Source organism: Microcoleus sp. MON2_D5, assembly GCF_036701905.1.
In the GTDB taxonomy this organism is placed as follows: Bacteria; Cyanobacteriota; Cyanobacteriia; order Cyanobacteriales; family Microcoleaceae; genus Microcoleus.
This window is the reverse complement of sequence record NZ_JAUBRM010000011.1, coordinates 1-24,045: the sequence shown is the minus strand read 5'-3', so window position 1 is coordinate 24,045 and position 24,045 is coordinate 1. Positions and strand designations below refer to the sequence as shown.

22 protein-coding genes and 1 pseudogene are annotated in these 24,045 nt (G+C 45.2%); 9 read left to right on the top strand and 14 right to left on the bottom strand.

Going from position 1 to position 24,045, the window contains the following annotated elements; translation table 11 throughout:
• Nucleotides 1-28: 28 nt before the first annotated feature.
• The 3 genes from QUA47_RS06070 to QUA47_RS06060 form a co-directional block, all read right to left on the bottom strand.
• A complete protein-coding gene (locus QUA47_RS06070; RefSeq protein ID WP_333430073.1) occupies nt 29-1,780 on the bottom strand; it encodes an EAL domain-containing protein in 1,752 nt (583 codons plus the stop codon).
• Nucleotides 1,752-4,151 (bottom strand): PAS domain S-box protein, encoded by a 2,400-nt coding sequence (locus QUA47_RS06065; protein ID WP_333430072.1) that lies wholly within the window; start codon nt 4,149-4,151, stop codon nt 1,752-1,754. Before QUA47_RS06065 ends, QUA47_RS06070 begins: the two co-directional genes overlap by 29 nt.
• Before the next feature lie 518 nt (nt 4,152-4,669).
• A complete protein-coding gene (locus tag QUA47_RS06060) occupies nt 4,670-5,860 on the bottom strand; it encodes a WD40 repeat domain-containing protein (RefSeq protein ID WP_333430071.1) in 1,191 nt (396 codons plus the stop codon).
• Between the two features lie 310 nt (nt 5,861-6,170).
• Between QUA47_RS06060 and QUA47_RS06055 the strand changes: the two genes are divergently transcribed.
• Entirely contained in the window at nt 6,171-6,545 is a 375-nt protein-coding gene (locus tag QUA47_RS06055) for a DUF1257 domain-containing protein (protein ID WP_333430070.1), read from the top strand.
• 9 nt (nt 6,546-6,554) lie between these two features.
• Nucleotides 6,555-6,731, top strand: a complete 177-nt coding sequence (locus QUA47_RS06050; protein WP_333430069.1) for a hypothetical protein — start codon at nt 6,555-6,557, stop codon at nt 6,729-6,731.
• A 29-nt stretch (nt 6,732-6,760) separates the two neighbouring features.
• Here the strand turns inward: QUA47_RS06050 and QUA47_RS06045 are convergent, their stop codons facing one another.
• Nucleotides 6,761-7,384, bottom strand: a complete 624-nt coding sequence (locus tag QUA47_RS06045) for a hypothetical protein (RefSeq protein WP_333430068.1) — start codon at nt 7,382-7,384, stop codon at nt 6,761-6,763.
• A 562-nt stretch (nt 7,385-7,946) separates the two neighbouring features.
• Between QUA47_RS06045 and QUA47_RS06040 the strand changes: the two genes are divergently transcribed.
• Nucleotides 7,947-8,447 (top strand): pentapeptide repeat-containing protein, encoded by a 501-nt coding sequence (locus QUA47_RS06040; protein ID WP_333430067.1) that lies wholly within the window; start codon nt 7,947-7,949, stop codon nt 8,445-8,447.
• Between the two features lie 190 nt (nt 8,448-8,637).
• Here the strand turns inward: QUA47_RS06040 and QUA47_RS06035 are convergent, their stop codons facing one another.
• Entirely contained in the window at nt 8,638-9,135 is a 498-nt protein-coding gene (locus QUA47_RS06035) for a DUF29 domain-containing protein (RefSeq protein WP_333430066.1), read from the bottom strand.
• A 164-nt stretch (nt 9,136-9,299) separates the two neighbouring features.
• Nucleotides 9,300-10,832, bottom strand: coding sequence for a threonine ammonia-lyase, biosynthetic (gene ilvA, locus QUA47_RS06030; protein WP_333430124.1), 1,533 nt, complete (start codon nt 10,830-10,832; stop codon nt 9,300-9,302).
• Nucleotides 10,833-11,067: 235 nt separating this feature from the next.
• Between ilvA and QUA47_RS06025 the strand changes: the two genes are divergently transcribed.
• On the top strand, nt 11,068-11,622 hold the full coding sequence (locus tag QUA47_RS06025) for a GNAT family N-acetyltransferase (RefSeq protein ID WP_333430065.1): 555 nt from the start codon (nt 11,068-11,070) through the stop codon (nt 11,620-11,622).
• A 91-nt stretch (nt 11,623-11,713) separates the two neighbouring features.
• Here the strand turns inward: QUA47_RS06025 and QUA47_RS06020 are convergent, their stop codons facing one another.
• The 5 genes from QUA47_RS06020 to QUA47_RS06000 all read right to left on the bottom strand — a co-directional run bounded on the left by QUA47_RS06020 (nt 11,714) and on the right by QUA47_RS06000 (nt 16,097).
• Nucleotides 11,714-12,283, bottom strand: coding sequence for a hypothetical protein (locus tag QUA47_RS06020; RefSeq protein ID WP_333430064.1), 570 nt, complete (start codon nt 12,281-12,283; stop codon nt 11,714-11,716).
• Nucleotides 12,284-12,471: 188 nt separating this feature from the next.
• Nucleotides 12,472-13,329, bottom strand: coding sequence for a bifunctional class I SAM-dependent methyltransferase/HIT family protein (locus QUA47_RS06015; RefSeq protein WP_333430063.1), 858 nt, complete (start codon nt 13,327-13,329; stop codon nt 12,472-12,474).
• 109 nt (nt 13,330-13,438) lie between these two features.
• Nucleotides 13,439-15,070 (bottom strand): Hsp70 family protein, encoded by a 1,632-nt coding sequence (locus QUA47_RS06010; RefSeq protein ID WP_333430062.1) that lies wholly within the window; start codon nt 15,068-15,070, stop codon nt 13,439-13,441.
• 20 nt (nt 15,071-15,090) lie between these two features.
• Nucleotides 15,091-15,873 carry an XRE family transcriptional regulator gene (locus QUA47_RS06005; protein ID WP_333430061.1) on the bottom strand — a complete coding sequence of 261 codons (783 nt, stop codon included), beginning with the start codon at nt 15,871-15,873 and terminating at the stop codon, nt 15,091-15,093.
• Between the two features lie 11 nt (nt 15,874-15,884).
• Nucleotides 15,885-16,097, bottom strand: coding sequence for a DUF2997 domain-containing protein (locus tag QUA47_RS06000; protein WP_333062395.1), 213 nt, complete (start codon nt 16,095-16,097; stop codon nt 15,885-15,887).
• Between the two features lie 82 nt (nt 16,098-16,179).
• Between QUA47_RS06000 and QUA47_RS05995 the strand changes: the two genes are divergently transcribed.
• Complete coding sequence (locus tag QUA47_RS05995; protein ID WP_333430060.1) at nt 16,180-17,205, top strand: low specificity L-threonine aldolase; 1,026 nt, start codon at nt 16,180-16,182, stop codon at nt 17,203-17,205.
• Nucleotides 17,206-17,289: 84 nt separating this feature from the next.
• On the opposite strand, the gene QUA47_RS05990 is transcribed toward QUA47_RS05995, so the two are convergent.
• On the bottom strand, nt 17,290-17,688 hold the full coding sequence (locus QUA47_RS05990; protein WP_006633568.1) for a DUF4112 domain-containing protein: 399 nt from the start codon (nt 17,686-17,688) through the stop codon (nt 17,290-17,292).
• Between the two features lie 70 nt (nt 17,689-17,758).
• Nucleotides 17,759-18,097 carry a helix-turn-helix domain-containing protein gene (locus QUA47_RS05985; RefSeq protein ID WP_333078784.1) on the bottom strand — a complete coding sequence of 113 codons (339 nt, stop codon included), beginning with the start codon at nt 18,095-18,097 and terminating at the stop codon, nt 17,759-17,761.
• Nucleotides 18,098-18,213: 116 nt separating this feature from the next.
• Here QUA47_RS05985 and QUA47_RS05980 point away from each other — a divergent pair, with 116 nt between their 5' ends.
• On the top strand, nt 18,214-18,912 hold the full coding sequence (locus QUA47_RS05980) for a pirin family protein (protein WP_333430059.1): 699 nt from the start codon (nt 18,214-18,216) through the stop codon (nt 18,910-18,912).
• A 109-nt stretch (nt 18,913-19,021) separates the two neighbouring features.
• Here the strand turns inward: QUA47_RS05980 and QUA47_RS05975 are convergent, their stop codons facing one another.
• The gene (locus QUA47_RS05975; protein ID WP_333430058.1) at nt 19,022-19,369 is read right to left on the bottom strand and encodes a DUF2442 domain-containing protein; all 348 of its coding nucleotides are present in this window, start codon (nt 19,367-19,369) and stop codon (nt 19,022-19,024) included.
• A 189-nt stretch (nt 19,370-19,558) separates the two neighbouring features.
• On the opposite strand from QUA47_RS05975, the gene QUA47_RS05970 reads away from it, so the two are divergent.
• The 3 genes and pseudogenes from QUA47_RS05970 to QUA47_RS05960 form a co-directional block, all read left to right on the top strand.
• Nucleotides 19,559-19,765, top strand: coding sequence for a hypothetical protein (locus tag QUA47_RS05970; RefSeq protein WP_006633572.1), 207 nt, complete (start codon nt 19,559-19,561; stop codon nt 19,763-19,765).
• A 164-nt stretch (nt 19,766-19,929) separates the two neighbouring features.
• The gene (locus tag QUA47_RS05965) at nt 19,930-21,573 is read left to right on the top strand and encodes a trypsin-like peptidase domain-containing protein (protein ID WP_333430057.1); all 1,644 of its coding nucleotides are present in this window, start codon (nt 19,930-19,932) and stop codon (nt 21,571-21,573) included.
• A 414-nt stretch (nt 21,574-21,987) separates the two neighbouring features.
• Nucleotides 21,988-23,058 (top strand): annotated as a pseudogene (locus QUA47_RS05960) (ABC transporter ATP-binding protein); the annotation flags it as partial.
• Nucleotides 23,059-24,045: the final 987 nt, after the last annotated feature.

Sequence of the window (24,045 nt, the reverse complement as noted above, 5' to 3'; positions counted from 1 at the left end):
GGGAAAATTACCCATTACCCATTACCCATTATCCTATTTTATAGAAACTGCCAAGACGATTAGGAGTTTCTTGTTTGCTGAAACCTGAGTTTAAAGTTGCTGCTTCCTTCTTCCTGCAGCATAACTCCCAGCACTTATCGCTTTTGAGCAGCGCTTCAAACTCAGCCCTTGGCAAAGGCTGGCTGAAAAAATAACCTTGAATTTCGTCGCACTCGCGATCGCACAAAAAATCTAGTTCCTGCTCATTTTCTACCCCCTCAGCAACCACCCTCATGTTCATGCAGTGTGCCATTTGAATAATAGCTACTGTAATCGCTGCATTTTGGCGATCGTCTGCAATATCCCGAATAAAACTCTTGTCAATTTTTATCGCATCAAATGGAAAGCGTTTTGGATAACTCAAAGAAGAATATCCCGTCCCAAAATCATCAATTGCTATCCTAATCCCCAGATCCCTCCACACCGTAAAAGCTTTAGCTGCTGCTATTTCGTCTTGCAAAACCAGACTTTCCGTCAGTTCTAATTCCAAACACTTGGGATCGAGACCAGTTTCTGTTAATATCTCCCTGACTCTTTCCGTGAAATTTTTGCGCTCGAATTGACGGGCTGACACGTTAACTGCCACTCGCAGGGGCGGCAAACCTGCTCTTTGCCATGTTTGAGCTTGCCTGCAAGCAGTCTCTAATACCCATTCGCCCAACGGTGCAATCAAGCCCATTTCTTCAGCCATTGGAATAAATTCCCCCGGGGAAACTCGCCCCCGTTCTGGATGATTCCAGCGCACCAAAGCTTCAGCACCAATCATTTTACCTGTTTTAATTTCAATTTGCGGCTGATAGTATACTTCAAATTCTGAACTTTTTAAAGCATGGCGCAGGGAAGTTTCTTGAAGAAGTATATTGATGAAATAACTGGCATTTTTTGCACTGTAAAAATGATAAGTGTTACCGCCTTCTAGCTGAGATTGATACATTGCTATATAAGCATTTTTCAGCATTTCATCTCCGTCGATGCCGTCCCCTGGATACAAACAGATCCCCATACTAGCAGTGACATAGACTTCGCAATCTTTGACAATCATGCCTTGGGATACAATATCTAAAATGTTTTGAGCAATGTTAGCCACATCCTGTTTTTCTTCAACAGGTTTGAAAATCAGCGCAAATTCGGCAGCTTCCAAGCGAGCAACAATATCAATGTTTTCCATGCAGTTACTTAGCCGCTGGGCGATGGTACAAAGCACAGAGTCGCCGATATCGTGTCCCAAGGTACTGTTAATGCGGTTGATTTTATCTAAGCTAAGCGTGACAAGCGGAACGACTCCTGACAATTCTTTTTGACCATCTAATATTCGGCTTAACTTTTCTCGCAACAATGAACGATTCGGCAGATTGGTCAAGCTGTCATACTGATGTCGGTAGAGGGCGAGTTGAATAGTTGTGTGCAAGTTTTTTTCTTCAAATGGCTTGACAATATAGCCGAACGGTTTTGTACTATTGACTCGTCGCAAAGTATTTTCATCGGCATAAGCTGTCAGATAAACTACTGGAATTTGAAATCGCGAACGAATTTCTTCGGCTGCGGTAATACCGTCTATTTCTCCTTGCAAGTTAACATCCATCAAAACTAAATCGGGTCGGAATTTGGCTGCCGATTCAATCGCTTCTTCTCCCGAATAGACCATACCAGTTATTCTATATCCTAGAGAGATTAAACTGTCGGAAATGTCTTCCGCAACGATGCTCTCGTCTTCAACTATCAAAATTTTTTTCTGGGACACTAAATTCTCTCCTATGAGTGTATTTGGGTTGGGGAAAGGTTATTTTAAAATTCGTGCCAGCAGTGTCTAAGAGCTCTATTTTGCCCCGGATCAGCTTGACTAAAGACCCGACCAGTCGCAAACCCAAAGTTCGGGCTTTTCGATAATCTAAGTCTTGAGGAAAACCAATTCCGCTGTCGCTCACGCTTAGGACGCAAAATAGGTTTTTATTTAAATAAAAATCTATGTTAATTTTACCTTTTATTTGTCCTTTAAAAGCATATTTAAGGGCATTTGTCACAAGTTCATTAATAATTAATCCGCAAGGAACTGCCGTATCAATATTGAGAAAACACGGCATAATATTTGTTTCTAAATTAACGCATTCTGCATGAGTTTCATAAGCTTGGAATAAATTGTGGGCGAGATTTTGGATATATTCAGCAAAGTCAATTTTTGACAAGTCTTTGGATTGATACAATTGTTCGTGAACCAGAGCCATTGAGCTGACTCGATTTTGGCTTTCTTTTAACATTTCGCTAACGCGGCTGTCTTGGATGTAGCGGGACTGAAGTTTGAGCAAACTGGAAATAACTTGGAGGTTGTTTTTGACGCGGTGGTGAATTTCTTTGAGTAGAACTTCTTTTTCTGCAAGGGATGCTTTGATGCCATCCTCGTCGCGCTTGCGATCTGTAATGTCCCGCACTACTGCTTGAATTACTTTTTTCCCGTTAATTTCCATTGCATTTAACAGCACTTCAGCGGGAAATTCTGAACCGTCTAACCGTTTGTGTAACCAGTCAAAGCGACAGCTACCTGTTTTCATTGCTGTCGATATTCTCTGTGCTGCTAGACTGGATGAGTCTTGTCCAATCGGCTGAAATTGCGGCGAAAATTGGCTTAATTTTTTACCGTAAAACTGCTCTTTATTCCTGCACCCAAAGAGGGTTATGGTGGCGTGGTTGCAGTCAAAAATTTCGTCTTCTTCCAGTAGCATTACTGCGTCGCTGGTGGCTTCGTAAAGGCTGCGGAATTTGCGTTCCGACTCTTGCAAAGAAGCGATTAATTGGGTTTTTTGAGCTTCGGCGCATTTGCGGTCGGTAATGTCTATCCCTACTGAAACTGCTGCGGTTCCCTGATGATATTTCTGAGCTACTATCAAATAGTTGCGGACGGAACCGTTAATTTCTATTTCTATTTCTTGCCAGGTTTGCTGACATGAACTGTTAAAAAAGTTTCGGATCAGTTCTCCAAAAGTCGAGCCTTTGTCGAGAAAGTTGATTTCTTGACCTACAAAGGTTTCAGGAGACAGGTTGAACGAGGTTGCTAAGTGCTGGTTGACTCCAATATACCGCAAATCTGAACTGATCCAAGAAATCAGTCCGGGCACGGCATCCAACACGGCCCGAAGTTGGTCTGTAGCTTCTTGGAGTGCTTCTTCCGAGCGCTTGCGATCGCTAATATCTGTCGCCGTTCCGCACAAGCCTAAAATAGCGCCGTTTTCCGCTTGGTTGACGATGCTGTTGACGCGCAGGTAGACGGGAGTACCGTCTTTGCGAATGTGTACTGTTTCGTAAGGAGAATTAGCGATTTGTGACTGAATTTTAGTTCTCGCTAAAAGTTGTGCACATATTTCTATTGGTCTAGTTTTTTGCTCGGGAACTAAAAAATCGGTGAAGCTGCGTCCGATCATTTCTGGCGGTTCGTAACCGTAGATGCGTTTGGCGGCGGAATTGACAAAAGTCAAGAGCCCTTGAATATTGATCGACCAAATCAATTCTTGGGAGGTTTCTACGAGGTTGCGGTACTTTTTTTCGCTTTCGGCAAGCGCTGCATTGAAGACTGCCGTCTGCTGCTGAAGTCTCTCTTGTAATTCTTGATTTGCCGTTTCCAGAGTTGCGATCAACTGTTCGCGCTCGGTAATTTCAGTAGAAACACCCACTGCCCCAACCACTTCGCCGTTTCCATCTCGCAGCGCTGATGATCGAATTTCGTGGAGAAAATGTCTCTCTCGGACGTTCCAAGTACGATCGTTTCCTGCTAATACCTGGGCAATATTTTCTAAGATATCTGGCTGGCTGCTGTAAACTTCAAAAATCGATAGCCCGACAGTTGCACCTAGTTTGAGTCCCAAATTTTCTAATCCTTTCCCTGCTGCAAGGGTTAACTTGCCTTCTCTGTCTGTTGCCCACAGGAAAATTGGGGCACAACTGACAGCGGCGTGAAGGGTTTCGTTGGCTTGTTTGAGCCGATCGATTTCTGCGTGAAGCAGATCCTGAGTGGTGTTTAATTCTACCGTTAGTCGATCGGCTTTTTGCTGCCAACTGGCAGCAGTATCGCACATTTCTGCGAAATGGCGGGAACGACAGAGGGATTGGTTGCAGTGTGACATGGTTACTCTAGGGCGCACTGTATATTTAACCCCAGCCTATCTTTTAAGCATAAACTTTTTAAGTCAAATATTACAATTAGCAGGAATACTCATCACACCAATATGCGATATATTAAAGCTACTTTAAAGGATTCAGAAATTGCGGCTCGCTCAGGCTTTCGGGGGACAGTTCACAAATTGATAATAAGCTGCATAATGCCTGCCAGTCGGTATTTTTACGGTAACTATTTGTAGGAGTGCAAAAAGAAGTTCCGCAATCCTCGGCTTGCACAAGAACGGAGATTGTAAATTTATTATATTTGTTTGCGTAGATTCACGCACCGAGGAATCTGGAATCTGGAATTTGTAAATATAGCCAGCGCCTGAATGGTTAGGAGGTACTTAATTTGTGAAAATCATGAGGTCGATTCCCTCTTCTTTCTGCCTTATTCCTTCTTCCCTATTCCCTATTCGCTATTCTCTATTTCTTCCATCCGCTACATCCGTTACAGAATCCGTTGCCGAACTTCCTTCTTCCTTCAATTAACTCCCCAAATTTGGACAGTTTTGTCTATACTGGCGCTGATAATAGTTTCACCATCGCTGCTAAAAGTAAGACCAGTAACAGAGTTTAGATGTCCGCTGAGAGTGTGAATATTTTCGCCGGTACTGGCATTCCAAAATTTGATATTACTATCCGCACTAGCACTGACAACAGTGCGTCCGTCGGGACTAAAGGCGATCGCGTTTATTGAGTTAAAATGCCCGGCCAATGTGATTGAACTATCTGGATTCGATAGCTGTCGCAGTTGAATGTTTCTGTCCCAGCCACCCGTAGCCAAAGTCTGCCCGTCTGGACTGATAGCCAGACAATTCGCATAACCCTTAATTGTTTGGGAGCATTCTCTGCTGCGGAGGTTCCACAGTTTAATTGTACCGTCAGAACTGCTGCTAGCGAGAGTGTGTGCGATCGGGCTAAAAGCAAGACTAACAATTCCTGCTTTATGAGAGCCCCAAGTTAAAAGACTGCCAAAAGTACAGATTAACTTTCCCGTCTCTAAATTCCAAATTTTGATAGTAGTATCTGCCGAACCGGTGGCGATAACTTGACTGTCGGGACTGACGACAATTGCGCTAATTTCCCCTTCATGTCCGAGGGAAGTATGCCGCAATTCTCCTCCCTGCCAAATTTCGATCGCGCGGTGTTTTGGAGTATTTCTGCTCCTCACAAACACTTCGCTTTCTTTGCAAAGCACAAAATTTTCTTGAGCGCGGGGATACTTGTCAACAGTATAGAGTATTTCTCCTGTATCTACATCGCAAATTCTAATAATTTTCCCGTGCAAACTCGCCGTGTAATATCCTCCGGGACTAATCGCAACATTTGTCCCAGTTTTGACCGTGCGGATGCAGTCAAAAAGCTTGTAAGGCACAAAGTCTTTTAAAGCTTGACGCACTAGAGGTTCTGTCCTAGAGCGCAAAATTAAATAGGCAACTCGCTGCACTTCTGCTGCGGGGTCAAGCAGCGCCTCAATTGCTAAATTTAAACCAGCGCCTCCGTATTTAGGAGCATCTTTAACGGCGGCAATCCGCGACTCGATACTAGGGCTGTTGAAGCGCTGCTTGACCCCGGCCATACCTCCCAAAACTGCGCCGGCGATCGGGATTTGACTTTGGCCGCCGAGGACGGCATCATATTCTCTAGGTGGGTTAGAATTGTCGGCCATCATACGATTTTAGATTTTAGATTTTGGATTTTAGATTGAAGAATTGGGAAACAATGATTGCCTAAGGGTTGGGAGCTTGCCTAAAGTTGCTTTTTTCTCTCGGTATGGTATCAATTTAAAACTTAAAATTTGCTAATTACACGACGCTGGACACAAAACCGCCAGAAACCGAGTTTATGTGCAGATGCTATCCTGCCCAACCCCATATTTCTCGTATAAAGCGGGTTGAATAGCGCAAGTTCTAACTTCTTGACTGGTGCTGTTTATGCTATTATAATCAAATCAGCGTTTTACACAAAAATCCGAAAGTGATATGTCACACTTCACAACTATCAAGGTTCAGATCAAGAACGGCGAACTGCTGCATCAAGTGTTGGAAGAGTTGGGTTATCAAGTAGAGTCCAATGTGCAGGTACGGGGTTATCGGGGTGACAAAATTAATGCCGAGTACGTGATTCGGCAATCCAATGGTTACGATTTGGGTTTTCGCCGCAGCGGAGAGGATTACGAATTGGTGGCGGATTTTTGGGGCGCTCGAATTAATCAGCAGGAATTTATCAATTCAATTAGTCAAAAATACGCGCGCAAAAGTTTGATGGCGGCGGTGGAGTCAGAGGGTTTTCATGTTGAAGAAGAGGAAACTTTGGCAGATGGAACGGTGAGAGTTGTAGTTGGTCGATGGGTTTAAGACTCCCGCTTGATTAACTCGTTTTTAGGTATCAAGAGGAATTACCATGTGGCGATCGGCGATCGTACTAATTATCCTCGCGCTTGTAGTTGGCCTGGTTGGCGCGATCGCCCTTGGAGCATACCGCTGGCATCTCGGTACAAAGGAACTGCCAGCAAATCTGGAAGCTGCGCGATCGCCGATTAAACCTGTCACATTTGATGGCGCAACCTTTATTACAGGGATTTTGGATCATCTAATTCCACCCGTTTAACCTGCTCTAAAGGTAGATCTAGCGCTTCGGCAATTTGTTGGTCGCTCAAGCCAAACTGCCGTAATTTATCAATTGTTTCAATCTTAGTTTGATTTTGGCTTTTCTGCTGCAAGTCGGGATTTTTCGGCTGACTTTTATCGGGGGTAGGAGTAGAAGGATTAGGACACTTGTTAATGTAGCTAATTTTGTTACTATTTTTAAAAGTATTTTTATTACCAAGATTTATATTATGATTTATTTGCCTTTCTATAACGGATTCAAGATTACTTTTTTTGACAGGTTCGCCAAACACTTCAGATAACATTTGCAAAAGCTCGTAACTGGCTTTTTTAACGTGCTGGGAGCTATAACCATAAGTTTCTGCAACGTCAGCATATCTTTGACGATTCAGTATTCCTGCGATAATCCTCCGCTGCAAGTTATTTAGACGTTTACCTGTGTTGGTATAGACAGCTTCATCGACAAATTGCAATATCTGAGGACTGTCCATAGGTGGCATGGTGAGATAGGTATGGTTACTATACCAAACTTTTTCCAACTTTTTCCAACTTTTTGAGCTTCGCATCCCCATTTTAGGAAGTTCCAACTTTTTCCAACTTTTTTTCCTTTACATTTTTTGTGCGATCGGTCTAGGATGGAAAAAAATTAGGAGGTGATTTATGGGAAGAGATCGAGTTTGGCCAAGAACTTGGAATACTTACTCTGAATTGCCTGGGTATCAAGTTAAGTTTAACGTTGATACATCATCAGGTCTTGTAATAGGCTTCCTGGTAGCACCTACCAGTGAGTCTGATCCAGATCACAACCATGTTCATTATTGGTATAATAACCAATTACGGCAATCTGGCTACCAAATGAAGAGTGGAGGTAGGCATTTTGCTTCGAGTTTTTCTGATTATGTGATCGAGGATATAGGGCAAAAACTGCCTGAGCTCTTGATGAAATAGATGGCAGGAGATATATACTGTTTATATATAGTATATGGGGGTAAAACCCCTGACAAGTGGTTCGTTTAGCCGTTGACTTTTTCAGAACGGTGAAAGGCATTTATTCAGATGTCTACAAAGGGGAGATAGCAGGGCGTATAACTGTTTACATCTGAGTTTTACTTAACAGCATTAGCAATAAATATTAAATACTGAAACCTCATGGCTGATCCACTTGCCTTAGCGAAAATCGGACCTAATGCCGACCTGAGCGGTGCCGACCTGAGCGATGCCGACCTGCGTGGTGCCAACCTGCATGGTGCCAAACTGAATGGTGCCGACCTGCGTGATGCCAAACTGAATGGTGCCGACCTGGTTACGGCCAAACTGGATGGTGCAAACCTGAGTAGTGCCAATCTGAGTAAGGCCAACCTGCACCTTGCCTACCTGCAAAATACCAACCTGCAAAATGCCAACCTGCAAAATGCCAACCTGGGTAATGCCTACTTGCCTGGAGCCGACCTGCGTAGTGCCGACCTGCGTAGTGCCAACCTGAGTCAGGCCGAGCTGCCTAATGCCGAGCTGCCTAATGCCGACCTGCGTGATGCCAACCTTAGTAAAACCGACTTTACTTCTGCCGACCTGAGTTATGCCGACCTGCGTGGTACTAATCTAGAAGATGCCGATCTGGAGTGGGCCAACCTGCAATTTGCCAAAAGGTAGGGTTTGGGCATGAGTTTCGCGATCGCATGATTCGGGACTACTTCCTGTTTACGTCTGCCTTGGCGATTGCTATAAATTAATGGTGTAGTTGTAAGTGATTCAAGCTGTTGAATGTGTGACTAATGTTCAAAGCTCGCCCTAACGAAAAAACCAAAGCGCGCTCGCCCTAATTCAAAAACTAATATCGCTCTCATTCCATCACATCATCTGTTGTCGGTTCACCAGGGTAAAAATCCTCGCTAAAAATTTCTTCTAACGTATACTGACAATTCTCTGGAAAAGTTTTTCGCGGCAGATTTGTTTCTCCAGAAGCTAATGCCATTCCTTTGATGTAAGCTGTCTGGAGAGCTTCTTGTAGGTAAGGTTGGAGACTTGGATTCTCTTTGAGTAACTCTAATATATCGATACGCTGGATGCAAACTGTATTCACCCAACTGCGACTTCTTTTTGATACTTGATATTCCCATTTAAGCAAATGTCCAATCAAAATACTCAAGCGGTTTCTTAATTCGGCGCGTTGTTGTTTTCCCAATGACTCAATCTCCTCGATTAAATTAGGTAGGTCAATTTGACTCCATTCTCGATGTTTGAGGAGTTTTGCTTGTTCCTGAGTCCAAGCATAAAAATCTGTTTCATAAAGACTTTGTATTAAAGTTCCCGGTATTTGTTCACTTTGTGGTGTTTGCATAAAAATATCAAAATTTAGTGTTCTTTCCTAAATTATACTTAACAGCTTCATTATCCGGCTGATTTCTTAGTCTCGCGTTGCGAGTAATTCGTTTTTGTAGGGGCAATCCCCCCGTGGTTGCCCCGGTTTCAACTTCATAAAGAGGGTAACTTTCCCAAAAAACCCTACCTCAAAAACAACTTATACGCCGGATTCTGACTCTCATCCCCATACTGATAGCCCAGCGTATCCAAAAAAGCCTGCCATTCCTGCATCTCATCGGGCGGTACTTGAATTCCCACCACAATTCGCCCGTAATCAGCGCCGTTATTCCGATAGTGAAAAACGCTGATATTCCAGTTAGGACTCATCGAGCTCACAAACTTCATCAACGCACCCGGACGTTCTGGAAATTCAAAGCGATAAAACAATTCGTGATGTGCCAGCATCGAACGCCCGCCCACCATATGCCGCACGTGCAATTTCGTTAATTCATCATCAGTTAAATCCAAAGTGTTGAAGCCACAATCTTCAAAACTTGCCGCTATCTTTTCCGCATCGGCACGGTTTTGAATTTGTACACCTATAAAAATATGTGCCTCTTTTTCATCCGCAATTCGATAGCTAAATTCAGTTAAATTGCGTTTGCCCAGACATTCGCAAAACCTCCGGAGACTTCCCGGTTGTTCTGGAATTGTGACTGCAAAAATGGCTTCGCGGCGTTCGCCAAACTCGGCTCTTTCTGCTACAAAACGCAGGCGATCGAAATTCATGTTCGCGCCGCACGCAACAGCAATTAATGTTTCTCCTGCGATTTGTTCCCGTTCCACGTAAGCTTTCGCACCTGCGATCGCCAAAGCGCCGGCAGGTTCTAAGATCGATCGCGTATCTTCAAAAACATCCTTAATCGCCGCGCAAACATCATCCGTATCCACCAAAATAATCTCATCCACATACTCCTGACACAACCGAAAAGTTTCCTCCCCCACTTCCCGCACAGCAACGCCATCAGCAAATAAACCCACCTGCGACAAACGCACCCGTTTACCCGCTTTCAGCGATTGATTCATTGCATCGGAATCGATGGGTTCGACGCCAATAATCTTAATTTCCGGCCGCAACCGCTTGACATAAGCCCCAATTCCCGAAATCAATCCACCGCCGCCAATTGCCACAAAAATCGCGTGAATTGGTTTTTGATGTTGCCGCAGAATTTCCATGCCGATCGTACCCTGTCCAGCAATCACGTAGGGGTCATCAAAAGGGTGAATAAAAGTCATACCTTTTTCCGCCTCTAATTGGCGCGCAAAGGCGTAGGCATCGTCGTAGGTATCCCCATGCAAAACGACCTCTCCACCCCGGGATATTACCGCATTTACCTTCACCTGCGGCGTCGTTACGGGCATGACGATGATGGCGCGAGTTCCCAGGTGGCGGGCGGCGAGGGCGACTCCTTGGGCGTGGTTGCCGGCGGAAGCTGCAATGACACCTTGTGCTAGCAAATCCGGCGACAGTTGCGCCATTTTGTTGTACGCACCCCGCAGTTTGAAGGAAAACACCGACTGCATATCCTCTCGCTTCAGCAAAAGTTTATTGTTGAGCCGTGCTGATAGATTCGGGGCTACTTCTAGGGCTGTTTCTTGAGCAACATCGTAGACGCGGGCGGTGAGGATTTGTACCAGGTAATCGCAAAGCATGGGGTTAGCAGGTTGGTTGATGCCGGATGGTGGGATAATTGTACGGCACTTGTGTTAGTATTTTGCGGGGAATTGGCGATCCTCTTCGAGGGATTCGCTAACGGGCGATCACAAGTTTTCAATCAAAAATTTTCGCTTTACGAACATAATAAGCGTGAAGACTATGAATAATATTTCGTTTTGACCGCTTACCCCGGTTATAAAATCCAGTTTGTGAGCGTATTAGTCCGTAATCCTTGATTTAGTATGTAAATTCATGGACGTACAAATTACAGATTTGCGTGCTGGCGACGAGCCAAAAATTCAACAGGTAGCTAAATTAATAGTTGAAGGTTTTAAAGAGCATTGGCCCGGTGCTTGGTCCGATCTAAATTCTGCTTTGCAAGAAGTGCAAGAATCTTTAGGAGCCGATCGCATCAGTCGAATTGCTGTCGGCAACAGCAATCAAGTTTTGGGATGGATTGGCGGGATTAAACAGTATGACGGTAATGTTTGGGAACTGCACCCGCTGGTAGTGAGAACAGAATTTCGCGGACAAGGAATTGGTCGATCGCTCGTAGCTGATTTAGCAGCAGAAGCTAAAAACCGGGGAGGGATCGTGCTGTGGGTGGGTACCGACGACGAAGACAATCAAACAACTCTTTCAGGCATCAATCTTTATCCTAACGTTTGGGAACACGTCGCCAAAATTAGAAATTTGCGCGGTCATCCCTACGAATTTTATCAAAAAATGGGTTTTGCGATCGTGGGAGTGATGCCCGACGCGAACGGAATTGGCAAGCCAGATATTTTCATGGCAAAGCGGTTGTAAAGTTTAATGTAGGTTCTAAATTTACTAAATGGTCGCTTGCCAATTCAACACTTAGCAAAATTAGTTGTTGAAAGTTTCCCAGAAAATCGGTCTAGTCTGGACGTGCGAAACCCGTTAGAGGGTCGCTGATAAACAAACCCAGAACTAACGAATCCATCACCGTATCCCAGACAGGAGTCAAACGCTCTGCATCGTCAACCCAGTAATCAAAAGTAATCAAACACTGAACATTAGAACCCAATCCAATACAGATTCGCGAATAAGCTTCCCGCTGTTCTGGAGGGTCTATAAACTTAAATTCAGTCCAAACAACGCGGGCCGTTTGCCGCTTCAATTGGATAATTTCCCCAAAAGCGATCGGATTTCTGGTATCATCTTCAACCACCTTCTGTAATAGCGGCACCAGCGGAAAATCGGCCCAGTTACCAGGTGGTAGCAAATTAAACGAAACCTCCAAACGACAATCATCATCCGGCGGCTTTTTATCTGTAAATCGGAACGAGTTTGTATCGGGTTCAAAATGCCAATCTTCCGGGACATCAAAGCGAACTGCACCTCTTCCTGCTACAAAAATTCGAGTTCCAGGCTTTGACTTCCAATTGTGGTCTTCTTTAAGCTCTAAGGTTTCCTTGAGCCATTCTTGCTTTTTGCGCTTAGACATAAACAGAACACCAAATTGCTGCTAATGTGTAGTTTTAGACCTTGCAAACACATTTTAACTTTATTTTCGTCGCCGTTTGCTCAAATATAACAATCCTTACAAAAATTATGAATTCCTCTCTTCTCTATTCCTCTGTGTTCTCTGCGCCTCTGCGGTAAAAAAAAATTCCTTTCACAATTTGCTAAGTTTTATTTTCCACTCTTGGGAACCACATACCTAATTCCGCCTTTATTCCCAGCCGCATCGCCCTTATAACGCGGGATAACATGAATAGCCGCATGAGTGCGACTTTGACCAGCCTGTTTATTAATATTTATTCCCACATTAAACCCGTCAGGCTTAAATTCTTTAGTTAACATCTCTTGTACCTTATTAGCCATAAACCAGCAAGCCGATTGCTCTCGAAACGGAAGTTCAAAATAATTGGCAACGTGACGCTTGGGGATGATTAAAACATGACCTTTGCTGGCGGGATAACCGTCAAACATCGCATAAGCTGTTGCTGATTCAGTTAGCAAAATTAGGTTTTTATACGGATTGCAGAATATGCAGTTATTAGTAGAATTTCTTGGATGGTTGTAATGCACGTATTTGTAAATTTCGCAATACTCATCTAGGTGAACTGGCTTAAATGGAAGTTTGACAATGCACTGATATGTAGGTTTTTTGTGGACATAATGTTCTCGAAAGCCTTCTTTTTTGATATCCCTTCTCACCGCAAAATACGCATTCCCTCCTGGTTTCAACAGGTGCGACACTTCCATCAGGACATTAGCTTGTTCTTCAGGAAACAAAACATTCAAAACATAAAAGCAAATGATTGTGTCGAATTTATCTTCGGGGAATTCCGGGAAATAATAAGGGTCATAACCCGTAATATCGAAGCCTTTTTGCTGCAACAATTTCACATCGCTGCCGAAGCCGCACCCAAAATCTAAGACTTTCCCTTGCAGCAAGTTTTTATCCAATAAAAATCTTGCCGGGAATGATAGGGAAATTCTTTCGATTGCCGTCAGGTGGCTGAATTTATTTTGTTGCTTTTTCATGGCGGCATAAATTTGATTTAAATCGATATTTTTCAGTCCGCGCACCATCCGGACGATAGTTTTTGTAGTAGTGATTTCAAGATCCGAATGTTATCTAAAAATTTTACCATTATTGGAGTTTGGCGATCGCCCCTTTTTCCACCAACACCTTACCAGTCACCAAATCCCGCACCGTCGCCAACAAAACCCGCCTCTCATCCACCTCAAAACTCACCGAAACCCTGTCAATTCCCAATACCCCAGGCGGGTTCAAATGCGCCACACAAACTTGCTGGTGGTGGCTTTCCAGAGACCGAAAATCCGTTTTTTTGTTGAGCCAACTGCTCGTCATTTGCCCTTTTTCGTTAAAAATAACCTCCGCTTGCGATACCTCCGCAACTTCCCCAATATCTAACCGAATTTCCCTTTGCCCTTCAATTGCCACTTGCAGCGTCAACTCTTCGGAACTTTGACAGGGATACTTCATTTCCTTGCTAAATATCGGCGAATAAGCATAAGCTTTAGCATAAGGTTCCCAGAGGCGAATTGCATAGCTGTGGCGCAAATAATCGTCAACACTCGCTAATTGTGTCAACGCTAAAGCACCGTGTCCCACTGCTTCAAAAGGCTTATCTCTTTGGACTTTTTGCCGCCCAAAATACGAAACCACTAAATTAGATATAGCCGGAATTAAAGAAGTCCCTCCTACCAACAAAACCTGTTCGATATCTGCTTTGCCGATACCTTTTCCCATTGCAATGCTCAGCACTTCATCTAAACTTTCCCGCAACTGTTCTAACAACTGCCTAGATTCCATAATTTCCTCAAGCTTGTCTCGGTTTAGCTGCAAGTCGTAAGACATAAAATTTTCATCGTCAAACCAGCTTTCCTTCGCCTCATTAACTTGAGAAAGTTGAATTTTTAATTTTTCCGCTATTTCTAATAAGTTTTGCCAGCCAACTGGGCCGACTTCTGCCCGCGACGAACCAATTTGCCGCAAATAATCTTCGACAATCCAGATGTCAATATCTTCGCCGCCGACATAAGCATCGGATTTTGCCAACACTTCGGCACGCACCCCCCCCAGCCCCCCGTTGGTAAGGGGGGGAGCGAGATTTCTCCCCCCCTTGGTAAGGGGGGGTAAGGGGGGGGTTAGAGCAGTACGGACTAAACTTAAATCTAAAGTTCCGCCGCCAAAATCAACTACTAAAACTAGAGAGCCGGGGCGTTGTACTGCATATCCCAGGGCGGCGGCTGTGGATTCATCTATTACCTGAACTTCCGCAACTCCCAAACTTTCTCCTAAGTCGCGAAACCAATCTAGATATCGCTCAAATGCTCCGACTGGTACTGTAAAAATTACTTTGTCTGGCTGTATATTGTGTAAATATAATTGTTTCCAAATAGTCTTAATAAACTGTTCTGCTACTGATTCCGCTGTGTAGGTGTCGCCGTCGATATTGCGGGGCGGCGGCTGAAAGTCGGCAGCTAAATTGCGTTTAAAAGCTTTGAAAAAGCGGTCTGGCTGGGATTGCCCCAAACGCTGCGAGCGCACTTTTTCTCCCAGCACCAACTCTCCGGCATTTTTCACAAAGACTAAAGTCGGCACTACAGATATTTCTCGAATATCTCCGCTCAAATTCTTCGTTTTAAAAATGCGGGACATCTCGCCCAAGCGCAAAGTTTCTGGTGTTTGCGTATCTGGGTTAATAATGCACACAACCGTATTGCTGGTGCCGAAGTCAATGGCAACTGTAGTCATGTTGATTTATAATTTAAAATTTAATTTTTCATGCCCGCTGGAAGGGTACGACTAACTTTAGCAGGAGTAAGAATTCGTTCTCCCTCTCGATAGCCGACAAACCGAATATAAACTAATTCTCCTTCGGTTATATCCTCAACATCCGGCTGGTGGAACTGCGGATTGTAAGCAGTTTGTTCCCACGCAGAACCAATCATTTCAAAATCCCAACTTGATAAAAGATTTTCTAAGGGAGTAAACAAAGCGGAGAGATTTCTGGCGGGCATATCCGGCTTGGCTTCTGCCATTTTGCGGGCGGCGGGATAGTTTGTTAACAAAGTTTGCAACTGTTCAAAGGTAGCGCGGCGAAAATCGGCAGTTAGTTGAGCTTTTTGCTGCTGCAATTCCGATCGCAGCCGGAAACACTGCTGCCTCAATTCTTCTATTTCGCTGCGATCAGTTGTGATTGTAGCCGATATTGGCAGTGCGAGCAAAGTGCGATCGAACTCTTGAAAATTCAAATTCAGCACTGTTGCCAGCCGCCTCAGTTGGTCTACGGTGAGTTTTCCCACGTCTCCCTGCCGGACTAAGCGCACTCCAAAGCGACTTAAGCCTGCTTTTTCGCCTAAGTCTTGCCAATCGAGAATGTCTAGCTGATTCATGCGTTCCCGCAGAATTTTATCGTACTTAAACTCGATCGCATCTCCCGCCTCAGATGCAGCATAAAGGTAGACTAAAATTAGAAAAATGCCCCCGACAGCTAGCGCGAAGCTGAAGGCAGGCACTGTTGTTACATCAACTGTTGCACCGATGAACTCAAACATTTTTAACTCTTCTAAACTTGTTTTAAAGTCTGCGTTTGTTCAACGGTCAAATTTTCTTCGCCTTGATAATATTCTGGTAGCAAGTCTTGAGATTCTACTTCTCCGAGGGCTTTTTCAATCCCGGCGGTGGTTTCGGTGCAGCTAGAACCGGTGGCGTTGAGGACGGTTTCGGTAATTTTGCCGTCTTTGCCGATTCGGTATTCTATTTGGCGGTATTCTGCCATAATTCTGCCTCTTAGTTTAATGCTTGAGTGTTGACTGCTGAGTGTTGAGTTATATTATAGATTCTATTTACCAATTATTCTAATGAATTTTTGTAGCGACAATGCAACCGGGGTTTCGCCGGAGATTATGGCGGCGATTGCAGCGGCTAATTGCGGTGCTGTGATGTCTTACGGAGATGATGAATATACACAGCGTTTGCAAGTTAAATTTTCGGATTTGTTCGAGACATCCGTGACTGTTTTTCCTGTAGCAACAGGTTCGGCTGCTAATGCGCTAGCCCTGGCGGTTGTCACTCCTTCTTACGGGGCTGTTTACTGTCACGCGGAATCTCATATTAATCTAGATGAATGCGGCGCGCCGGAGTTTTTTACAGGCGGTGCAAAGTTAGTGACACTAACAGGAAATCATGGTAAAATAGAGGCAGAGATTTTAGGAAAAATACTCGATCGCGCTGGTGCAGGTGTCGTCCACCACGTACAGCCCGCAGCCGTCAGCATCACTCAAGCAACGGAAGCCGGCACAGTCTACAATCCAGCAGAAATTTCCCACATTTCGGAAGTAGTTCGCGCTCACAATTTGCACCTGCACATGGATGGAGCTCGCTTTGCCAATGCGGTTGTCAGTTTGGGCTGTTCTCCGGCTGATGTCACTTGGCGCGCCGGTGTGGATATTCTCTCGTTTGGAGCGACAAAAAACGGTGCGATGGGTGCGGAAGCTGTGGTTTTTTTTAATCAAGAATTAGCAAAGACTTTCCCTTTTTACCGCAAGCGCAGCGGGCATCTTTTCTCGAAAATGCGGTTTTTGTCGGCGCAGTTGGAAGCGTATATAACGGATGATTTGTGGCGGAAGAATGCGGCTCATGCAAATAATATGGCAGCCAAATTAGCTGAAGGTTTGGCGGAAGTTGAGGGAGCGAAGTTTTGCCATCGGGTTGAAGCGAACGAGATTTTTATTCAACTTCCCGAATCAGTAATTACATCGGTTTTAGCTGAGGGTTTTCTGTTTTATCGGTGGGATGAATGTACTGTTAGACTGGTAACGGCTTTTAATACTCTGGAAGCGGATGTTATTGCTTTGGTGGAAGCTGTTAAACGCTATTCTGTATAGATTGTAGGTTGGTAAGGGCGGGTGTATTGAGCATTTTTGTGATAGCAAATATTATGTTAACCCGCCCTGGCTGGCGCTACCCAGCTAGAGTTTAATCGATTGAGAAACAGGTTCTGCAACTGCGGCTAGTTCGGGTTCAACTGCTTCGAGGTGCTCTTCTAAAAGCGCCAGATTTCTCATGTTGGATTTATAAAAAGCATCAAAGATATCTCCGACTAAAGGTACTGAACCAACGACGGCTTCTAGACCGATATTGTAAATCATTTTCCCGAGAGTTTTTTGGGGAAGGTTGAATCGAGTTGCTAAGTAAATTAGGTATGCGGAAAACGCGGTATCTACGATATCCCCAGCACCCGGAACTAAACCGATAATAGGGTCTAAGCCTATGCGAAATTTGGTGCCGGGGATGCCAATGGCGGTATCCATCAGGCGGCTGAGTTTGCGGATGCGATTGAGGGTGGCGAGACGCTCTATGTTGTTCATATTATTATTGTTGAACTAGGTTGAAAGTTTGAAATCTGTCGGAAGACGGAAAAAAAAATCTAGAAACTGCTCATTTTCCATCTTCGCTAATATGCTGAATTCCCCATTCGTGCATGGCATTAATAATCGGTTTGAGACTTTCGCCCAAAGGCGTTAGCGAATATTCAACTTTTGGCGGCACTTGCAGGTAAATTTCCCGATGCACAATTGCGTCTGATTCCATTTCCCGCAGTTGCTGCGTCAGCATCTTCTGAGTAATTCCGTTGACAGCTCGTTGCAGCTCGTTAAAACGCTTCACTCCTTGAAACAACTCCCGCAGAATCAAGACTTTCCAGCGCCCGCCAATCACATCTAGAGTGCGTTCTACAGGGCAATTTGCTCGATCGACCTTTACTTCTTGGACTTGCATAGTATCTTTTTGGTAAGTATCGCACTTTTAAGTGCGTACTATCCATAATAACTTGACTCGGTTTAAAATAAAAACATCAAAGAAACACCCGATAAATTTCACTGAGGATTCAGAAAATGATTACCGTCAGAAAAAGTGAAGCAAGAGGACACGCTAATCACGGTTGGCTGGACAGTTACCACACATTTTCTTTTGCAGGCTATTACGATCCAAATTATATGAATTTTCGATCTTTGCGGGTAATTAATGAGGATGTCGTTAGCCCCGGCAAAGGTTTCGGCACTCACGGACACAGTGACATGGAAATCATTACTTATGTATTAGAAGGAGCATTAGAACACAAGGACAGTTTGGGTACCGGTGCAGTGATTAAACCCGGTGAAGTACAGCGAATGAGTGCAGGTACGGGGATCAAGCACAGCGAGTTCAATAACTCGCAAACAGACCCGGTTCATTTGCTGCAAATCTGGCTGTTACCCGATACACAGGGTTTGCCTCCGAGTTACGAACAGCGGGAGTTTCCCCTAGCAGAAAGGCACGGAAAACTGCGTTTAGTGGCGGCACGAGATGCGAGAGATGGTGCTGTAAAAGTGCATCAAGATGTGGATTTGTATGCGGCTGTTTTGGATAAAGACTCGCGGGTTTCTCATGCTTTGCAGCCGAATCGCCACGCTTGGGTGCAAGTTGCTCGCGGCTCGGTTTTGCTCAACGGTTTGCCTTTGAAAAATGGCGACGCTGCGGCGGTTAGCGGCGAGTCTGAATTGGCGATTGAAGCTACGGAAGATGCTGAATTTTTGCTGTTTGATTTGGCATAGAATTACACACGAAATCCCCGGCTTCTTGGAGAAGCCGGGGATTTTAGATCGTTCGGCGATTGAAATCGCTTCTTGTTAAACAAAGTCCGAGCAGAGTGGGACTAAGAAATTAATCAGCCCTCCAAGATTTTGTCCCAAAAATACCTGCTAGAAGTTCGGGAATGCCAAAATCAACATCTAAACTTTCCCAGTGTACGCTGCTACCGGAAGGGGGTAGCCAAACATCAGCAAACTGTTCTGGTGAAGCGCCTTCTAAGCCTTGTGCAAGGCTTGGAGGAAAACAGAAAAGAGCACCGTTTTTTTGTTCGATCACTATTAAATCTTCAGACTGATTGTAATACATGGATTCGCCACCCGGTTCTGTAGCCTCAGCGTTTTTCCATGCTGGCTGGGCTTTGGTTATTTGCTCTCGGAGATTTTCCTCAGTTAACTGTTTGTCCCAGTTTCTAAATACCATGTATTTCTTGCCATCGGTTTTGTTAAGTTTGGATACTTGATTATTGCTGCATGGGATTGTGTTAAGCGGACTGTGAAGGAGATGATACTTAATAATGGGTTACTACTTAGGAAATAAGTAAATAGGAGGAAGAAACTAACTTTTATGTGTGGTATTTCTGGTAAGGGTAAATGTTTAGGATAAATTTTTATGGAACAACAGCCGATCGCCAGAAAGCATCTTGTTTGGAGCCTCATCACTGGTTTAGCAGTTGGCGCGATCGCAGGCGCACCCCTCGGCTGGATGGCTAATGGGAAATATTCCGACCAGCGTTTGGCTGAATTCATCATTTGCCAAGAAAAAAATAGAGATAAGCCAGTTGCTATGGTTGAGTCTATTTGTGGTTCCCGATTCTAAATTTTTCTGGTAGCCAGAGGGCTGTGTCAAATATTGTGAGGCTTGTGCGAATGTCGAAAGTTCGATCGTCGCGCAGGCATTTTGGCGTTGTCAACCGTCAATCTGCCACAAACCGGATAACTTATGCGTCAGTTGATATCTGGGTATGTTAAATTGACACAATAATGAATTACAGCAGAACAATTCCGGCTATTTTGAGTGCTACGATCGCCCTGAGTTCGATCGCCCTCATCCCACTCACATCACCTCAAATCGCCCTCGCATTAACCGCCGACCGAGTTAAAACCGTTGCCCAACAAATTACTGTTCGCATCCAGGGGACAAAAGGCGGTTCAGGAGTAATTTTAGAGAAACAAGGCAGCACATACTATATTCTCACAAACTGGCACGTTGTCGATAAAGCAGGCGATTACGAGGTGGTAACTCCGGACGGCAAAGCTCACTCTGTATACTATAGCCTCGTGCGGCGAGTGCCCGGGATGGATTTAGCCGTCGTACCTTTCAGCAGCACTCAAAGCTACCCACTGGCTCAATTAGCCAATTCCGCAGCAACTAAGGGAAACAAGGCTTATGTGGCCGGCTGGCCGATATCCGGCGGTTCTCTGAGACAGCCGATTTTCATCGCCACGGAAGGTCAGCTTACCGGCCGCCAAACTCCTTGGAACGGTTATACTTTGGTATACAATAACTTAGTGAGAGCGGGAATGAGCGGCGGGCCGGTGCTCGATGACGCAGGCCGAGTTGTCGCAATTAACGGCATTGTCAGGTTAGAGGACAATTCTGATAAAATCGTGGCTGCGGGAATAGAAATTAATACTTTCATGAAATGGCGATCGACTATTTCGCTGCCAGTCGTTCCCCAATCTCCTACTGCCGGGAACCCGAAAACTCCGGCGAATAATGCGCCCCGCACGCCTGCAAGTGCGATCGCCTTTGCTGCTACAAATACCCTCAAAGGGCCTTCGGAAGTTGTCAGTTCCCTTGCCCTAGCTTCCGCTTATTTTACCACAGGAAATAGCAACGGCACAATCTCAGTTTGGAATTTTCCCAGTGGGCAATTAAAAACTACCCTGCAAGGTCACACGGAAGCAGTAAACGCATTGGCCGCGAGTGCGGATGGCAAGGTGTTAGCTAGCGGCAGCGACGACAAAACTGTGAAAATTTGGAATTTAGAAACTGGCGCGGTTGTACGCACTTTGAGCGGGCATTCCAATGCTGTTTCGAGCGTTGCCGTTAGTCCCGACGCTCAATTTGTAGCCAGTGGCAGTTGGGACAAAACCATTAAGATTTGGAACCCGAAAACAGGGGAGTTGCTGCGGACTTTGACCGGGCATTCTGGGTTGGTGAATGCTGTTGCAATTAGTCGCGACAACAAAACTTTAGCTAGCGGCAGCAAAGACGGTTCAATTAGGTTGTGGAATTTAGCTAGCGGTCAAGCAATTCGCACGATTAGCGGCAAAAACTTGTCTGTTTTGTCGCTAGCTTTTACTCCCGACGGCAAAAGTTTAGCGGCGGGAAACAGCAACGGTACAATCGGTTTGTGGAATGCCGGAAATGGGCAGTTAATTCGTCGTTTGAGCGGGCATACTGACGGAGTTTGGTCGGTGGCATTCAGTCGGGATGGCACTACGCTGGTTACTGGCAGTTGGGATAAGAGTGTGAGACTTTGGGATGTGCGATCGGGGGATTTGAGAGGTAATTTGAGCGGTCATGCTGGCTACGTTAGTGCTGTGGCGATTAGCAGCGACGGTAAGACGATTGTGAGTGCGGGTTGGTTGGGGGAAATTAAGATTTGGAAAAGGAGTTGAGATTTTTTTGAACGAACCGCTTTCGTCGCGTTACGCGGAGGGGCGCGTAAGCGCTACTCAACCTAGAAACAGCCCCGCCTCTGTAGCGAAGGCAGCTAGTGGAGGGTTCGCTTAGGCACGGACTCTACTGGTAGGGTGCGTCAGTTGGTAGCGATTCGATGTACATCGGCTAATCATTTCCGGGCTCCGCCCCCCTACTACCTAGCATTTTGTTTCAAACTACGATCGACCCTTATGATAGATTTGGTTCTTGCCAGACTACACTGGAAGACAAAATCAAATTAAAAATTTCTCCATAAATTCGATCGAACCGCCGATCGGGCGGGACTCTCAACTTCGTGGAACAGGCGTCCGGCCTGTGGTTGGCAAAGTAAATCTAAAATCTAAAATCTAAAATTGCGTGACTTCTGACAAATGATTGAAGTAGAACACTTAAGCAAAACTTACGGTTCGACCGCAGCGATCGCGGACGTGTCTTTTTCGGTCGAATCAGGAGAAATTCTGGGGTTTTTGGGGCCAAACGGCGCTGGCAAAACCACAACCATGCGGATTTTGTCGGGATACTTGCCAGCATCCAGCGGTACGGCCCGCATCGCAGGCATGGATGTTCACGAAGACTCGATGGCCGTCAGACAGCGCATCGGCTATCTGCCGGAAAACCCGCCACTGTATCCAGAAATGAGTGTGGAAGGGTTTCTGTTTTTTGTGGCAAGGATTAAGCAAGTACCTGCGGGCGATCGCGCGCGACGAGTTACCTCCGCGATCGAACGCTGCGGCCTGGTTGATAAACGCAAAGTTTTAATCCGCAAGCTTTCTAAAGGATTTCGCCAGCGCGTCGGTATCGCCCAGGCGATCGTCCACGACCCCCCGGTAATTATCTTAGACGAACCAACCGTCGGCCTCGACCCCCGGCAAATCATCGAAGTCCGCAATTTAATCAAAAGTCTTGGGGGCCAGCACACAATCATCCTTTCCACGCACATTCTGCCGGAAGTCAGCATGACTTGCAACCGCGTCACCATCATCAATCGCGGAAAAATCGTCGCTGCGGGTAGTCCCGAAAATTTGATGGGAGAGTTGGCGGTGGGAGAGGGTTACGAACTCGAAGTTGAAGGCGAGGCGGATTTGGTAAACAGTCTGCTGTTGCCTTCTTTGGAACAATTGCCGGGAGTTCGATCGATCGAATTGATTCCAAGCCAGCAATTTTTAGTGAATCGCTACCGCCTGCGGGCAATGTGCGAAGCCGACATAGAACCCGGACGAGAAATTGCCACAGCTATCCTCGCCTCTGGATTTGGACTCTGCGAAATGCGTCGCTCTCGCGCTACTCTGGAAGATGTGTTTTTAAGGCTGACAGCGGCTGAAAAAAAACCGGAAGAAAATCTGGTTCACACCGAACCAGAGGTCGATCGAAATCTGCAAGAAGCCGCAACAACTCAAGACTCGATCGCGGATTCTCATCAATCCGAATCGCAACCGATTGTCGAAAATCTGCAAGTTTCAGATAGGCAAGAATCTCTCTATGATTCTCATTCAGCATCGGAACCAGTTGCAGAAACTGAAGAGTTGCTTTATGATTCTCAACCAGAATCAGAACCAGTTCCAGAAACCGTAGAGTTGAGAGAACATCCTCAACCAGAATCAGAACCAGTTCCAGAAACCGTAGAGTTGAGAGAACATCCTCAACCAGAACTAGAATCAGTTCCAGAAACCGTAGAGTTGAGAGAACATCCTCAACCAGAATCAGAAGCAGTTCCAGAAACCGTAGAGTTGAGAGAACATCCTCAACCAGAATCAGAACCAGTTCCAGAAACCGTACAGCCGATTAAAGGGAAGCATCTCAGTTTGGGTGTCACAGGAACCAGATCATCTTACTCGCTACAGATATCTAAACAAGCAAGCAGGATGCTCACTTTTGTAAAAAATGTTTTTTACAAAAGTGAGATACTCCCGATAGAACCTTCTCCACCAGAACCGATTGTCCAAAATCTAGAAGTGTCAGAAACCGTAGAGTCGATCGAGCATCCTCAACCAGAACAGATTGTCGAAAATCTGCAAGTTTCAGAAACAGTAGAGTCGCTCGACTATTCTCAACCAGAATCCGAACCAGTTGTAGAAACAGTAGAGTCGATAGAGCATCCTCAACCAGAACCGATAGCCGAAAATCTAGAAGTTTCACAAACCGTAGAGTCGATCGAGCATCATGAACCACAACCGATAGTCGAAAATCTAGAAGTTTCAGAAACAGTAGAGTCGATCGAGCATCCTCAACCACAACCGATAGTCGAAAATCTAGAAGTTTCAGAAACAGTAGAGTCGATCGAGCATCCTCAACCACAACCGATAGTCGAAAATCTAGAAGTTTCAGAAACAGTAGAGTCGATCGAGCATCCTCAACCACAACCGATAGTCGAAAATCTAGAAGTTTCAGAAACAGTAGAGTCGATCGAGCATCCTCAACCACAACCGATA

Excerpts from the sequence above, each read along its gene's own strand:
- QUA47_RS05980 (WP_333430059.1), top strand. The coding sequence starts at position 18,214 with ATGATTACCGTCAGAAAAAGTGAAGCAAGAGGACACGCTAATCACGGT.
- QUA47_RS06015 (WP_333430063.1), bottom strand. The coding sequence starts at position 13,329 with ATGAAAAAGCAACAAAATAAATTCAGCCACCTGACGGCAATCGAAAGA.
- QUA47_RS06055 (WP_333430070.1), top strand. The coding sequence starts at position 6,171 with ATGTCACACTTCACAACTATCAAGGTTCAGATCAAGAACGGCGAACTG.
- QUA47_RS06025 (WP_333430065.1), top strand. The coding sequence starts at position 11,068 with ATGGACGTACAAATTACAGATTTGCGTGCTGGCGACGAGCCAAAAATT.
- QUA47_RS06000 (WP_333062395.1), bottom strand. The coding sequence starts at position 16,097 with ATGGCAGAATACCGCCAAATAGAATACCGAATCGGCAAAGACGGCAAA.
- QUA47_RS06020 (WP_333430064.1), bottom strand. The coding sequence starts at position 12,283 with ATGTCTAAGCGCAAAAAGCAAGAATGGCTCAAGGAAACCTTAGAGCTT.
- QUA47_RS06035 (WP_333430066.1), bottom strand. The coding sequence starts at position 9,135 with ATGCAAACACCACAAAGTGAACAAATACCGGGAACTTTAATACAAAGT.
- QUA47_RS06060 (WP_333430071.1), bottom strand. The coding sequence starts at position 5,860 with ATGATGGCCGACAATTCTAACCCACCTAGAGAATATGATGCCGTCCTC.
- QUA47_RS05975 (WP_333430058.1), bottom strand. The coding sequence starts at position 19,369 with ATGGTATTTAGAAACTGGGACAAACAGTTAACTGAGGAAAATCTCCGA.
- QUA47_RS05985 (WP_333078784.1), bottom strand. The coding sequence starts at position 18,097 with ATGCAAGTCCAAGAAGTAAAGGTCGATCGAGCAAATTGCCCTGTAGAA.
- QUA47_RS06010 (WP_333430062.1), bottom strand. The coding sequence starts at position 15,070 with ATGACTACAGTTGCCATTGACTTCGGCACCAGCAATACGGTTGTGTGC.
- QUA47_RS05995 (WP_333430060.1), top strand. The coding sequence starts at position 16,180 with ATGAATTTTTGTAGCGACAATGCAACCGGGGTTTCGCCGGAGATTATG.
- QUA47_RS05990 (WP_006633568.1), bottom strand. The coding sequence starts at position 17,688 with ATGAACAACATAGAGCGTCTCGCCACCCTCAATCGCATCCGCAAACTC.
- QUA47_RS06065 (WP_333430072.1), bottom strand. The coding sequence starts at position 4,151 with ATGTCACACTGCAACCAATCCCTCTGTCGTTCCCGCCATTTCGCAGAA.
- QUA47_RS06040 (WP_333430067.1), top strand. The coding sequence starts at position 7,947 with ATGGCTGATCCACTTGCCTTAGCGAAAATCGGACCTAATGCCGACCTG.
- QUA47_RS05970 (WP_006633572.1), top strand. The coding sequence starts at position 19,559 with ATGGAACAACAGCCGATCGCCAGAAAGCATCTTGTTTGGAGCCTCATC.
- QUA47_RS06005 (WP_333430061.1), bottom strand. The coding sequence starts at position 15,873 with ATGTTTGAGTTCATCGGTGCAACAGTTGATGTAACAACAGTGCCTGCC.
- QUA47_RS05965 (WP_333430057.1), top strand. The coding sequence starts at position 19,930 with ATGAATTACAGCAGAACAATTCCGGCTATTTTGAGTGCTACGATCGCC.